The sequence below is a fragment of the Paenibacillus sp. GQ49 genome (assembly GCF_059759055.1).
The window spans coordinates 57040-70420 of sequence record NZ_JCAXEL010000004.1 but is presented as its reverse complement, the minus strand read 5'-3'; the positions used below and the strand labels follow the sequence as shown (position 1 = coordinate 70420).

Here is a 13381-nt window from a genome sequence, read left to right as displayed (position 1 = left end):
GACCTGTCGTTATGAGCGTGTATCATTTATTATTAGCCAACAATGACTTCATACAAAGGGGAATCGCACATGTACTCTACACTGCGTTATACACTGGAAAGCAATGGCACAACCTACGAGAATGATAGCATTAATGCCTCGTTATTGGTGGAGTTGATCTCCAATCTGGAATTGCATGAATACGTAGTACTTAAACCTTCGGAGCTGGTGGAGGGAAGTATGTATATGCAGGCTGCTGCGCTTGAGGAACCAGGGCAAATGGTGGCGGAGATTCGTTTGCAGGAAGGCGAGGACGGTTTCCGGCATTACAGCTGCAGCACAACAGATACAACTGGGATTATTCAATGGTTTCTGGATTACTGGGGGAAGCAACAGTTGCCACAGCTGGAGTCTTGGCAGGATATCACGCATGAGTTTGGTTAATGGTAAATGAGTGAGCAGGAATAAGATTACGTAGAATACAGACAGAGTAATTTAGGATATGCTTCGTATTAATTACAATCCCGCAACCCATGATATTCATGGAGTTGCGGGATTTTTGCGTTCGCGTGTGTACGTGCTACTTTTTCTGTATACAGGCCTGAGGCGTACGCGAAAGGAGTATATTATTTAGAAGATACAGTTCAGCACAGTTTCGTGCAGTTTAGTTCATGATGCACAATATCGGCTGAGCATTGATGTATATGGGCTGTTTTTGACATAGATCCAATTGGATTAGTCAGTAAGGATTTGCAGTTCTTTTGGATATGTTGTCAGAACTTCCACACCCGTCTCGGTTACAATTACATCATCTTCGATACGGACGCCGCCTGCTGCGGTATATATGCCCGGTTCAATCGTGAATACGGTACCTTCATTCAGGATGTCCATATTCTCTCCATGGAGAGAAGGATACTCATGCACGTCAATACCCAATCCATGGCCTACTCTATGCATAAAACGCTCGCCGTATCCCGCTTCTTCCGTGACCTGGCGTGCTGCACGATCCACTTCGGCGCAGGTGATGCCTGGTTTCACGATTTGGATAGCAGCTTCGTTCGCTGCGAGTACAGTGTTATAGATGGTTTTGAGTTCAGGTGAGATGTCACCAAAGGCGAATGTACGTGTGATATCCGAGGCATATCCTCCAGCATACACACCCATGTCAAACATCAACAGGTCACCATGTTGCAGTTTCCGTTCACCCGGTGTACCGTGTGGCAGACCTGTTTTGGGTCCTGTGAGCACCATGGTATCAAAGGAAGGGCCATCGGCACCCAGCTTTTTCATCTGATACTCCATCTCGGCGACAAGTTCAATCTCGGTTACGCCTGTGCGAACATGAGAGAGTCCTTGACGCAATGTTTCTTCGATCAGGTGAATGGCGTGGCGAATGCGGGCTACCTCATCTGGTGTTTTTTTCACACGTAATGTGCGAAGCAACGGGCCAACATCTTCAAAGCTGGCAGTACCCAGAGCGGCGGTCAGCTGCTCATAACGTGCGACCGTCACGTATTCTTTTTCGAGACCTACCCGGCCCAAGCGCCCCTGATAACGATCAAACAAAGCGTACGGATTATCCGTATCCGTGTGAGTGGCAATGTTGGATACCGAGGAAGCGGCTGCGGCAGCTTCAGCGTCCAGTGCGGGTACAATCAACAAGGGTTCTTCGCCACGTGCGAGAAGCAAACCAAGGAAACGTTCATGCGGATTGCTCGCAAATCCAGTAAAATAGTAGATATGTTTTGGATCTGTGATCAGCATGGCGTCCAATCCTTGCCCGGACAGATCGGCTTCGAGACGAGATAAAGGGTTTTGATTCATAAGTGTAGTTGTCCACCTTTCCATTCATACTATCCTTCTATTATAAAAGATTATGATGGAATTCCAAACCGCAGTGATTTCATGTCCTCGGAATCCCTTGAATTCGCCGTTTAAGTGGCTGGTGTGAAGGGTAATACAGGGCGAAACCGCTTTACAGATGAATAATAGCATTACAACTATAGAGAACAATACATTAACAATACGTTGAAGCTTGGCTTAGTTATTTTATACAAAAGAACGATATGCGAAGGGAGATGTAATCATGAATAATCGAGTAACCGTTCCACTGTATGCTTCATTATTAAGTGTGGCACTGTTAACCGCGTCATGTTCTTCAGGCGAACCTTCTACGGGAGGAACAGAGCAGACGTCTCAGGGACAGGGAACAGGTCAGGGACAGACGGCCAACGGAGGCAATACCGGTGCAAGTGGAAATGAGAGTGGAGCGCAGGGAGAGACTGTTATTCCGTATCAGGCTTCCATACTGGTTGAAGGACTGAATGCACCATGGGAGATTGTGAGTGTGCCTGATGGTCGGATGTTTGTAACGGAACGCCCTGGTGCGATTCGGGTCATTGAGGATGGAAAACTAGCCCCTGAACCACTGATTGAATTCTCAGCCCCGTTTAATGAAGAAGGTGAGGGAGGTCTGTTGGGTCTTGCAGCTGATCCGGACTTCGAGGATAACGGTTATCTGTATGCGTACCACTCCTATCTGGAAGGCGATGACATTGCCAATCGAGTGTTACGCCTCAAGGTGAATGATGGCAAAGCCGTCATAGATCAAGAGCTGCTTGGTAACATTCCAGGCGGAACAAATCATAACGGTGGGCGGACCAAAATTGGCCCGGACAAGTTGCTCTATATTACGACAGGTGAGCGTTATGAACCGGAACTGTCACAGAACAAAGATAGCCTTGGAGGTAAAATATTGCGGATAGGCCTCGACGGATCGATCCCGGCAGACAACCCATGGCCGAATTCACCTGTATACAGTATGGGACACCGCAACGCACAGGGACTGGCATGGAACCCGGACAACAGTTATCTCTATGCCACGGAGCATGGTCAGCGTAATCATGATGAGATTAACCGGATTGTAGCTGGTGAGAATTATGGCTGGCCCGAGGTGGAGGGAGACGACGATGACAATGGCGCATATCAGGCTCCGCTTGCACATAGTGGGAACGATACATGGGCGCCGTCTGGTGTAGCTTTTGTAGAAGAAGGACCTTGGGCTGGATCACTGATTGCTGCAAATCTGCGTGGAGAGCAGCTGCTGAAGGTCACTCTTTCGGAAGATGGCACACAGGTGGAGAAGGTGGAACCGATCTTCGAAGATGAGTGGGGTCGAATTCGCAATGTGAGTGCTGGTGAGGACGGGAAGTTGTATGTGCTTACGAACAATCGGGATGGACGGGGATCGCCACGAGATGGGGATGACAAGCTGATTGTACTTACTCCGGAGAGCTGAGTCGGGGGCAAGGGAGAGAAAATCAGTGTTGCAGGACAGCGTCGAACCGAACTCGTCTCTCCGTAAGGAAGTGGATGGAGTGAGTTTAAATTAACGGATGCCGCTTAACTTGAGTCAAAGCCCTGAAGTGCCCTGAATCTGAATCGCTCTAAATAAAATTTTTCTAAAGAACCTGACGCACCTTAAATAGAGGTTTGGTGGCGTTCGTAGAATTTAACGAACCTCAGCCGCGCTATATCGCCAAAATTCACTCGAAACCTGCCGAAAAACCAATGAAATGAGTAACTAGGGTGTCTGAGATTCGTTACAAAACAACTATAACGTTTAGACTGTGCCCAATTCGTTAGAGACGGACCTCAGTCAATAAGTAGACACTTACGTTACGGTTTTCCGGTGAATTGATTTGCCAAACGGGCAGGGGAAAGATACTGTGCACATGCCGTGGTGCAATATAAGATACTGCGTGCATACTGTATGAATAGCGTGCGCAATAGGTGCTACCATACGGTCAACACCAGTGCAGTAGAGTAGTAGATACACATGGTTAATTAATTAAAGGAGCTGTCCCTGTCAAGTTCATGACATTGGGACAGCTCCTTGATTGTAATGTATGTGTCATCCTAATCTTGAATGAGCTACAACGCACAGTGCCGCACGAAGAGAAACAGCGTTAATAGGATGCTTGTGTCATTCCCAAAATACTCACAGCTCCGCGTTCTTTACTATTCTGCGCTCTCCGCAAGTGTGGCAATACGCTGAGTCGGATCATTCATGTACTCTCCACCGTGATAACAGAGAACTTTATTGAGCTTAAGGTTGGTCAGTTTCTTCAGGCTTCGCAGCGCTTCAGGCATGTCCGGTGTCGCTTGTGGTGCAGGGCCAACCAGTTCATCATCGACCACACGAAGTTCATCGGCAGCGAGCAGGAACTGTTGCTCCCCGAAATACAGGCAGATATGACCTGGCGTATGTCCCGGTGTATGAATGACCTGTGTACCACCTTGAAGGGGTAACAAGTCTCCGTCTGCCAGAGTTCTGCTAATGTTCACTTCGGGCAGCTGCAGGAGCAGTTGGTCTGCCAGTGCCAAAACGGGCGCGGGCAGCAGAGTACGACGTTCAGGCGTGAATTTGATCAAAGGTTTCTCACCTGTTAGATATGGAATCTCATCGGCATGTGCCCAGATTTCCAGATCAGGGATGGCATCCAGCAGAGCGCCCAAATTACCAATATGATCGATGTCCTGATGAGTAATAATCACACGTTTGACGTCCGAGAGCTGTACATCCTCTTGTTCCAATGCGGATTGAAGTTCAGCGAATTGTCCAATCATGCCTGTATCCACCAGGGTAACGCCATCTACATCACGAAGCATGACGGGGAATATGGGGCTGTTCCCAGAAGGCGTAGGAATCTGAAGATTTAGCACAGTAATCGAAGTTGTTGGATGGCTCATGGTTATTCGGACCGTAGTCCGGTACACCTCCTTTTCTTTTTTAGCGATGATTGTTGTTATTCAGGGCGATTGTATTTTAAGTGTTTTCTATATTTTTTAACGGTATGGAGCAGTGCTTCGAACGTTTCTTCTTCATTACTGCCATCTTTAACGATGGAGACAAACGAGAAGTTATCATGAACAAGTTTGTTCCTCGTCTGAAACACCAGACTAAGGGCTTCAGCGAAGTGTTCCTTTTCGGATTCCAGAGCAATGAACTCTTTACTCAGTTCGGCTTGAATAATCTCCATGTTGGAGCGTGCACGGTAGGCAGGAGTTTTCATCAGCTGAGTCGAATTAAACTTTTTCTGATATACGTCTCTGTACAGTTGATGTAACATTTGTTCAATAATGGCGCATAGTTCGATGACCAGTGAAGCATATCTTCGGTTTTTGCGTTTTCGGGTGAGCTCACGTGTTTCTTCTTTGTCCAAAATACCGTATTTTTCATACAGCGTAGAATCAACGTTCTGCAAGATTTCCTGATATTCCTGTTCGAGTAGTGCGATTTCAAGTTTGGCTTGTTTTTTAACTTTTTTAAAATCCTCTTTGGTCAGCATACTTGTCCTCCCATGGAAACCGAGATGTGATCCTATCATTATCTCATATTGTCCGTCGTCGCGCCTCTAATTTCGGAACCTCAGGTTCAGAAGGGAAGTACCTCATGTCCAATCAGACAGCAATTGTAACAGGAGCTAACTCAGGTATGGGGTTGGCAACCACCATTGAACTTGCAAGGCAAGGATATCGCGTAATTATGGCATGCCGCAGTGAGAAGCGCGGACAGGAGGCTCTTCAGGAAGCTGTGCGTCAGTCCGGTTCTTCTGCGATTGAATTGATGCTGTGTGACCTGGGTTCACTCAAAAGTATACGCCAGTTTGCCGGCACATTCCGCGAGCGTCATGATCACCTTGACGTTCTGGTTAATAATGCGGGGGTAGTGATGGTTAAGCGGAAGGAAACCTCAGACGGGTTCGAACAAAGTATCGGTATTAACCATCTGGGACATTTCCTGCTGACCTTACTTTTGATAGAACCTCTGAAAGCTGCGAAGCAGGGACGGGTTGTGAACGTTTCGTCAGGTGCCTACAAGGCCGGCAAAATCCACTTCGAAGATCCACATCTGCACAAAGGTTATAATCCGATCAAAAGTTATGCTCAATCCAAACTGGCGAACGTGCTGTTCACTCGTGCACTGGCTAGCAAACTGTCAGGTACGTCTGTCACAGTGAACTGTCTACACCCTGGTGCGGTGGGAACGAGTATTGGCGTAGATCGCAATACCGGATTTGGCACACGCATTATGGCGTTTGCAGGTAAACTTCCATTCTTTCTGTCCCCTGAAGAAGGGGCGCGAACGGCTGTTTATCTGGCCACAAGCCCTGAAGTCGTCGGCATCACCGGTCGTTACTTCTATCAACAGAAAGAGCAGCAGCTGAAGGCACATGCCGTTGACGATGCTTCAGCTGAGCGTTTCTGGACGTGGAGCGAAGAACAGGTGGGGCTAAGAGATGACGAGAAGTTGTAATTCAGCACAAGCTGATGAGTGACCAATGAATAGAGTCGTTACATCTTTTATACTTTTGCCTTCACAGCTTGTTGGATCATTTCAATAACAGCTTCAATACGTTGGATGCCTTGATCTCCCTGACCGTATGCACGGACAGAGGCGGATGAGGCATTTTTTTCATTCTCACCAAGCACGAGCGAATAAGGAACTTTTTCCATCTGGGCTTCACGGATTTTGTACCCGAGCTTCTCGCTCCGCAGATCTGTTTCTACCCGAATGCCCGCAGCCCGGAGTTGGCTCTGTACTTGGATCGCATAGTCTGCATAATGATCTGACACAGGTAGGAGCTTCACTTGTACAGGTGCGAGCCAGAGTGGGAACGCTCCTGCATAGTGTTCAGTCAGGATGCCGATGAAACGATCGATGGAACCGTAGATGGCACGATGGATCACGACAGGACGGTGTTTCAGACTATCTTCGCCAATGTAAGTGAGGTCGAACTTCTCCGGCATTTGAAAATCAAGCTGGATTGTTCCGCACTGCCAGCTACGCTTCAGCGCATCAAGGATATGAAAGTCAATTTTCGGTCCATAAAAGGCACCGTCCCCTTCGTTAATGCGATACTCCACGCCCCGACGATCCAGAACATTTTGCAATGCGCGTTCCGCCTGATCCCACAGTTCCTCAGATCCCATGGAATCTTCTGGACGAGTGGACAATTCAATCTTATATTCGAACCCAAAGATATCGTACATACGTCCGATCAGTGAGATCGCCTGATTGATCTCGTCTTCGATCTGCTCTGGCATGACGTAGAGATGGGCATCATCCTGGCAGAATGTTCGCACACGCATCATACCGTTCAGGGCACCTGAGAATTCATGGCGGTGAACCTGACCAAATTCCATCATGCGAATGGGTAATTCGCGATAGGAATGAAGTGTGTTTTTGAAGATCAGCATGTGCCCAGGACAGTTCATCGGTTTCAGTGCAAAAGTGGCATCGTCCACTTCCGAGAAATACATGTTGTCCTTGTAATGCTCCCAATGGCCCGATTGCTCCCACAGACGATTGTTCATCATGAGAGGAGTCCGAACTTCCTGATACCCTTCCTGCAATTGCAACTCACGGGAGAACTGCTCCAGTTCAGTGCGAACAGTCATACCTTTGGGCAGATAGAAGGGCATGCCGGGCGCTTCTTCGGAGAACATGAACAGTTCAAGCTCTTTGCCAAGTTTACGATGATCCCGTTTCTTTGCTTCTTCGAGCATGTGCAGATGTTCATCCAGTTGGGCTTTGTTCGGGAAAGCAGTGCCGTAGATACGTTGCAGCATCTTATTATCCGAGTTACCCCGCCAGTACGCACCAGCTACATTCAACAGCTTGAACGCTTTGATCCGACCAGTGGATGGAAGATGGGGACCGCGACACAGATCGAAGAACTCTCCTTGATCATAGATCGAAAGCTCGGCGTCCTCTGGCAAATCCCGAATGAGTTCAAGCTTGTAAGGGTCCTGGATTTCTCCGAAGATACGGAGGGCTTCCTCCCGGTTAACGACCCGGCGACTGATCTTATGATTTTCCTGAATGATTTTGTTCATTTCCCGCTCGATGGCAGCCAGATCACTGATGGACAAGGCATGCTCCAGATCAACATCGTAATAGAATCCATCTTCAATGACTGGGCCGATACCCAGTTTCACTTGTTCTGCACCGTAAATGCGTTTGAGTGCCTGTGCGAGCACATGTGCTGCGCTGTGACGATAACGATACAGACCTTCCGCACTGTCCAAAGTAACGATAACAAGTTCGCAATCTTGCTGGAGCACCCAATCGAGATCGACATTTTGACCATCTACAATACCGCCGATAGCCTGTTTCCCAAGACTTGTGCTGATAGATGAGGCAACCGCACCTACAGTGATGCCTGCTTCGTAAGAACGTATCGCGCCACCTTGCAGATGGACCTCAATGGAATGACTGGATGGTTGAAGATCATTTGCTTGGTTGTTTATTTCGTTACCTGATTTGTTGCTTACTGAGTTACTGTTTTCTTGTTTGCTCATGTGAACCACTCTCCATTTCTTAAAATGAAAGCGCAAAAAACACCCGTCCCGGAAAAGGGACGAGTGCGCTTGGCTCGTGGTTCCACCCTAATTTTGGTTATGGTGCACCCTGTTCTCGGCCAGCCGCCGGAACAGAAAACATCATAACCCTCATTGGAATCCGTTATCGGGGATCAGGCGGTGAACTCTACTGGCAGCAAGCCAAACATCCGAGGGAAGTTCGAAATGCTGAGGTTCGAGGTCACGGCTGCAGAGGGGTAATTCCGGTCCGTTCGCTGAAGAAGGTTTCACCAATCCCCTCTCTCTCTGGGCAGCACGCAAACGAAATCTTGTCTCTGGTCATCGCCAAATATGTTAGATCAACTCATTACAGTTATCCTGAAATGTGTTGCATTCAATATCAATATATTGGAACAAGTGTTATTGAGTGTCGATTATATAGATTGAAAATGGAAAGGTCAAGCGGAACATTTTAATTCGTTTCGGACGGCCCATCCCATATTAAGCGAATAATCGTTCCTTCACCAGGCGTGGAATGTACCTCAATACGACCATTCATGGCTTCGATCAACCCTTTGGTTACCGCCATACCCAGCCCTGATCCAACGTCTGATGTACCTGTATCTGTACCGCGATAGTATCGTTCAAATAACTTCCATACCGTCTCGGGGTCCATGCCGCGTCCATTATCGGCAAACTGAATGCTGAATGCATCTGCGTGTTCACCAGAATGCACGCTGACAACCAGGATGGACTCGGTCGGATTATGAAGGAGGGCATTGGCGGCCAGATTATCCACAATTCGTTCAAACGACGGAATATGGACAAGGCCATACACTGGCACTTCAGAAGGTTGGAATAGGATGCGACCTTCCCCGTATGCCGGATTCCGTTCAGCGCGCTGGATCAGATCACGGAGCAACGTATTTACGTCAGTCTCTTCCACCACAGGTTGATATCCTCCACTGCGTAATCGATAGGTCATGGCAAGGTCGTTGACAAGCCTGTCCATATACATGGACTTATCGAGCATTATGCCTGCAAATTCCCTGACTTCCTCCGCGGTCCAGCTATATTTATCCGCCTCAAGCATATGAGCATATCCCTGAATGGAGGAGAGGGGGGTCTTCAGGTCATGCGTTATGCCAGCAATCCACTCCTCCCGCAGAGAATCGGTCTGTTTCCGAAGTTCTTCATCTTGCTTCAAAGTGTGAGACAAGGCCTGCATGGAGCGAAGCACTTCAGCATACACGTTGTATTTTCGCTTCCACTTTCCGTTACGACGCTGACTGCGAGGCACTCCTAAGGCTCCGGTAGGTTCCTCGTAATGTCCTCGTTCCAGACGCTGTAACCATTGGAGCATATGCAGCATGGGTGAACCGAATCGGTTGGCATACCAGAAGGCAAGCAAAATGAGCAAAATGATGATGGACACGATCAATACAACCAATGCCGGTTCCAGAATAAAACGGTATGGATTCTGATTTCCGGTAGCCAGTGGATCGATAGGTATGCTAATCAGCCAGGTGGTTTCATTCTGTTCGTCGTACCACGTAGCAACAGACATGCCTGATCGACTCGGATAGCGAACTTGCAGAACCAGTTCCTGAATGGTGTATTCGCTTGGTATGCCCATGGCCGGTTTGTTGAAGGAGGAGAGTTCTCTTCCTGATGCGTCCAATACTTGAAGATAAGCATTGACGGCACGGAGGGCCTCCTGTTGGTGGGGCTGAAGATCAAGCTTCCCGTTGGTGAAAGCAAGGTCTGAACGAATCTTATTCATTAAGGACTTGGCCGGGTTACTCTCACCATATAACAAGGTGAATTCCTTCCCGTTTTTCTCCCGGATCAGCATGACAATCTGATAAGGAAACGGCTTCTGGAGTTCCCAGTATGCAATCAATTCCCCCGGTTTATAGTGAGTGGGAACATCGTCGGGGGTGTGGTATTCATCAATGACGTAACCTTGTTCGTCCAGGACCTGGAGCCAGCCTTGATTTTTATCCACTTGTTTCAGCAATTCGGGGTCATATCGGATGGTGTTATCCGGCATGATCTCTGCTGTATTAATCAATTGATCCAGACCATTAACGGCAAAATCATCCACCAGATTCACTTCATTTACCTTTTGCACGACCCAGTAGGTGGCCACAGCCCCAAGCAGGATGATGAGAATGACGGCTCCCGCAAGCATCCCGATAAACCGGGTCATTAATCTGCGACGAATACTCATGGGCGTGACACATGTTCCGGCTGAATGAGCTTGTATCCCAAACCTCGGACGTTAACGAGAAACACCGGATTGGAAGGATCGGCTTCAATGCGCTCCCGAATGCGGTGAATATGAACCATCACGGTATTGTCATCACTAATGGCTTCAGAGCCCCAGACTCGCTCATATAGATCTGATTTGGTGAAGATTCGATTGGGGTGCTTGCAGAAAAAGAGTAACAGTTGGAACACAAGTGCCGGACAGGATACGGACTCTCCTTCAACCCGAAGCTCACCAGCCCATTCCAGCACCTGGAATCGTCCAAAGTCGTACACGCCTTCCGGCATGCTGGGAGATGACGTATTTACGTTGGATGGGATGGGTTCCGAGATCGCTGCGGTTTTAGAAGGTAAATAACGCTTCAGCAATGATTTAATTCGAGCAACGACTTCCAGCGGATTAAAGGGTTTGGCAACATAATCGTCGCCACCAACAGCGAATCCGGTTAATTTGTCATAATCGGTTGTTTTGGCCGTCAGAAACAGGATAGGCGCATCGGTAACCTGCCGTAGAAAAGGACAGATTTCCAGTCCGCTTTTGCCAGGAAGCATGATGTCGAGCACGATGCACTGATACGTCTTGTTGTTGCATGCCTCGATGGCAGCTTCGCCTGTTGTAACGGTATCGATATCGAGAAACTGCTCTTTGAGCAGAACGGTTTTGAGCATATGCAGAATAGCCTGTTCATCATCCACAAGCAGTAATGAGACGTTATCCATAGTTTAAAAATGACCTCCTGATCCTTCCGTTGTGTGTATTGCTAATCATACCACCCAAGAGGGCTGTATAGCGTACGAGCTATCTTAACGGAATCTTAATTATGCAGCCTCAAAAGGCGTTGCAAGTTTAACTACTGTTAAGTTGGGGTTAGACGAAGGATAAGACTCATTCTGTACACTTAACTGGAAAGGTTAATGATTAGCAGAAGGGATGTTGAGAATGAACAGAGAAGGTCATCTGAAATCAGAGCAACATACACATTCAAAATTACAGAATAAAAGGGGTTGGAAGGTGCTTGCGATTACCCTTGGAGCTTGCGTAATGCTGTCTGCTTGCGGCAACAGTAACTCCATTACTTCTGACCAGGCGGAGCAGCAGTCAGCCGAACAGGCGTCCAATAATGAAGCGAGCGAGAACTCCAATAAGGAGCAGAACTCAAGTTCAGAGGTGAGCGCGGTGGTTACACCGGACAATTTCATAGATACGCTGATGAACGGTTCAAAGGATGTAATCTATAATCAATTCTCTCCGGAATTGAAGGAAACGGTAACACTTGAACAGTTCAAAACGACCGCTGATCCTTTTCTGGAGGGTGTTGAATCGTGGGAGCAAGTGGTAGACGCCAAAATGAATCAAATATCCGAGGTGGCCTGGAAGGATCAGACTGGGACGAAAGGGATTCGAGCCTATTTTTCCGAAGAAAATCAAATTGAAGGTCTCTCGATCCAACCGCTGCAAGCTCATGAGGACACGGATGCCAAATTCACCAAAACGGAATTTCAATTGCCGATGAAGGGGGAATGGTACGTATTCTGGGGAGGCAATGATGTGTTGTCCAACTATCATTATGCGCATGAAACCCAGCGCTACGCCCTGGATATTGTTCGTACACAGAATAATTCAAGTTATCAAGGTGAGGCAACGGCAAACGAAAACTACTATGCTTTTGGTGAACCACTCTATGCTGCTGCGGACGGAACAGTCGTCGAAATCAAAAACGATATTCCGGACAATGTACCGGGTGTCATGAATCCGGAAGAGCCGGCGGGTAACTATGTGGTGATCGATCATGGAAATGGTGAATACAGCATCACAGGACACATCAAGGAAGGCAGTGTTTCGGTCAAAAAAGGAGATAAGCTCAAGCAAGGAGACCCTATCGGTGAGCTCGGTAATTCGGGTAACTCCAGTGAAGCTCATCTGCATTTCCAAGTGTCGGACGGCCCGGATCTGTTCACATCTCGCTCAATTAACATTCGTTGGGCAGACCAGAGTCAGCAGTTCACTCGTGGGAACACAATACAGGGACTGGCAGAGTAATGATGGAGTAATTCTCTGTGAGAATGTTAGAGGTGACGAAAACTTCTCTTCTCCGTTATAATATCCTCTATGATAATAGAACGATCTGGAATGATGGAGGAATAGCGATGAAACTGGAAGATGTGCAGATTGAATATGCGCGCCTTGAGGACTTGCCGAGGATTGTGGAAATATATAATTCTACCATTGAGGGCCGTATGGCAACAGCGGATTTGGAGCCGGTGACAGTGGAGCAACGTGTGCCTTGGTTCGAGGAACATTCACCCGATCATCGTCCTCTTTGGGTGATGAAGCAGGCAGGGCAGGTGGTAGCTTGGGCAAGTATCAGCTCGTTCTATGGGCGCCCTGCATATAACGGAACGGTGGAAGTCAGTGTATACGTGGATCAGCAATGTCGCGGAATTGGGGCTGGTGGACGTTTGCTCGAAACGGTATTTGCGGCATGTCCTGCACTTGGGATTACGACCATTCTGGGATTTGTCTTCGGGCATAACGAACCGAGTCTGGGGTTATTGCGCAAGCATGGTTTTGAACAGTGGGGTTATTATCCCGAAGTGGCCGTGTTGGATGGTGTGAATAGAGATCTGGCAATTTTGGGCAAAAAAATATAAGTGCTGTGCTTATTTGTGATTTGAGAGCATGGGGATGTCTGAATGGTTCAACACTATATTGAAACGTTGAAACCTCCAACCTAAATTAATAGGATTGGAGGTTTTTTGTCGT

At 47.8% G+C, this 13381-nt stretch carries 11 protein-coding genes; 5 read left to right on the top strand and 6 right to left on the bottom strand.

Annotated features, from left to right (window positions below; genetic code table 11):
* Positions 1–69 precede the first annotated feature (69 nt).
* Positions 70–423 carry a hypothetical protein gene (locus tag AC6CIF_RS09605; RefSeq protein WP_498199314.1) on the top strand — a complete coding sequence of 118 codons (354 nt, stop codon included), beginning with the start codon at positions 70–72 and terminating at the stop codon, positions 421–423.
* A 291-nt stretch (positions 424–714) separates the two neighbouring features.
* On the opposite strand, the gene AC6CIF_RS09600 is transcribed toward AC6CIF_RS09605, so the two are convergent.
* Complete coding sequence (locus AC6CIF_RS09600) at positions 715–1803, bottom strand: M24 family metallopeptidase (RefSeq protein ID WP_498199313.1); 1089 nt, start codon at positions 1801–1803, stop codon at positions 715–717.
* Positions 1804–2065: 262 nt separating this feature from the next.
* Here AC6CIF_RS09600 and AC6CIF_RS09595 point away from each other — a divergent pair, with 262 nt between their 5' ends.
* Positions 2066–3277 (top strand): PQQ-dependent sugar dehydrogenase, encoded by a 1212-nt coding sequence (locus AC6CIF_RS09595; protein WP_498199311.1) that lies wholly within the window; start codon positions 2066–2068, stop codon positions 3275–3277.
* Between the two features lie 722 nt (positions 3278–3999).
* Here the strand turns inward: AC6CIF_RS09595 and AC6CIF_RS09590 are convergent.
* Both AC6CIF_RS09590 and AC6CIF_RS09585 read right to left on the bottom strand, forming a co-directional pair.
* On the bottom strand, positions 4000–4731 hold the full coding sequence (locus AC6CIF_RS09590) for an MBL fold metallo-hydrolase (RefSeq protein ID WP_498199309.1): 732 nt from the start codon (positions 4729–4731) through the stop codon (positions 4000–4002).
* A 56-nt stretch (positions 4732–4787) separates the two neighbouring features.
* Positions 4788–5330: a hypothetical protein gene (locus AC6CIF_RS09585; RefSeq protein WP_498199307.1), complete on the bottom strand. Its 543-nt coding sequence runs from the start codon at positions 5328–5330 to the stop codon at positions 4788–4790.
* 104 nt (positions 5331–5434) lie between these two features.
* On the opposite strand from AC6CIF_RS09585, the gene AC6CIF_RS09580 reads away from it, so the two are divergent.
* Positions 5435–6298: an SDR family oxidoreductase gene (locus tag AC6CIF_RS09580; protein WP_498199305.1), complete on the top strand. Its 864-nt coding sequence runs from the start codon at positions 5435–5437 to the stop codon at positions 6296–6298.
* A gap of 47 nt (positions 6299–6345) precedes the next feature.
* Here AC6CIF_RS09580 and thrS read toward each other — a convergent pair whose 3' ends face one another.
* The 3 genes from thrS to AC6CIF_RS09565 all read right to left on the bottom strand — a co-directional run bounded on the left by thrS (position 6346) and on the right by AC6CIF_RS09565 (position 11337).
* On the bottom strand, positions 6346–8346 hold the full coding sequence (gene thrS, locus AC6CIF_RS09575) for a threonine--tRNA ligase (protein WP_498199304.1): 2001 nt from the start codon (positions 8344–8346) through the stop codon (positions 6346–6348).
* A gap of 472 nt (positions 8347–8818) precedes the next feature.
* On the bottom strand, positions 8819–10579 hold the full coding sequence (locus AC6CIF_RS09570; protein WP_498199302.1) for a sensor histidine kinase: 1761 nt from the start codon (positions 10577–10579) through the stop codon (positions 8819–8821).
* The gene (locus AC6CIF_RS09565; protein ID WP_498199301.1) at positions 10576–11337 is read right to left on the bottom strand and encodes a response regulator transcription factor; all 762 of its coding nucleotides are present in this window, start codon (positions 11335–11337) and stop codon (positions 10576–10578) included. The genes AC6CIF_RS09570 and AC6CIF_RS09565 overlap by 4 nt, the downstream gene beginning before the upstream one ends.
* 220 nt (positions 11338–11557) lie before the next feature.
* On the opposite strand from AC6CIF_RS09565, the gene AC6CIF_RS09560 reads away from it, so the two are divergent.
* Together AC6CIF_RS09560 and AC6CIF_RS09555 are read left to right on the top strand one after the other, a co-directional pair.
* Positions 11558–12658 (top strand): M23 family metallopeptidase, encoded by a 1101-nt coding sequence (locus AC6CIF_RS09560; protein WP_498199299.1) that lies wholly within the window; start codon positions 11558–11560, stop codon positions 12656–12658.
* Between the two features lie 107 nt (positions 12659–12765).
* The gene (locus tag AC6CIF_RS09555; RefSeq protein ID WP_427436086.1) at positions 12766–13269 is read left to right on the top strand and encodes a GNAT family N-acetyltransferase; all 504 of its coding nucleotides are present in this window, start codon (positions 12766–12768) and stop codon (positions 13267–13269) included.
* Positions 13270–13381: the final 112 nt, after the last annotated feature.

What these genes read in the sequence shown, in the direction of transcription:
- AC6CIF_RS09605 (WP_498199314.1), top strand. Translation starts at nt 70, where the DNA reads ATGTACTCTACACTGCGTTATACACTGGAAAGCAATGGCACAACCTAC.
- AC6CIF_RS09600 (WP_498199313.1), bottom strand. Translation starts at nt 1,803, where the DNA reads ATGAATCAAAACCCTTTATCTCGTCTCGAAGCCGATCTGTCCGGGCAA.
- AC6CIF_RS09595 (WP_498199311.1), top strand. Translation starts at nt 2,066, where the DNA reads ATGAATAATCGAGTAACCGTTCCACTGTATGCTTCATTATTAAGTGTG.
- AC6CIF_RS09590 (WP_498199309.1), bottom strand. Translation starts at nt 4,731, where the DNA reads ATGAGCCATCCAACAACTTCGATTACTGTGCTAAATCTTCAGATTCCT.
- AC6CIF_RS09585 (WP_498199307.1), bottom strand. Translation starts at nt 5,330, where the DNA reads ATGCTGACCAAAGAGGATTTTAAAAAAGTTAAAAAACAAGCCAAACTT.
- AC6CIF_RS09580 (WP_498199305.1), top strand. Translation starts at nt 5,435, where the DNA reads ATGTCCAATCAGACAGCAATTGTAACAGGAGCTAACTCAGGTATGGGG.
- thrS (WP_498199304.1), bottom strand. Translation starts at nt 8,346, where the DNA reads ATGAGCAAACAAGAAAACAGTAACTCAGTAAGCAACAAATCAGGTAAC.
- AC6CIF_RS09570 (WP_498199302.1), bottom strand. Translation starts at nt 10,579, where the DNA reads ATGAGTATTCGTCGCAGATTAATGACCCGGTTTATCGGGATGCTTGCG.
- AC6CIF_RS09565 (WP_498199301.1), bottom strand. Translation starts at nt 11,337, where the DNA reads ATGGATAACGTCTCATTACTGCTTGTGGATGATGAACAGGCTATTCTG.
- AC6CIF_RS09560 (WP_498199299.1), top strand. Translation starts at nt 11,558, where the DNA reads ATGAACAGAGAAGGTCATCTGAAATCAGAGCAACATACACATTCAAAA.
- AC6CIF_RS09555 (WP_427436086.1), top strand. Translation starts at nt 12,766, where the DNA reads ATGAAACTGGAAGATGTGCAGATTGAATATGCGCGCCTTGAGGACTTG.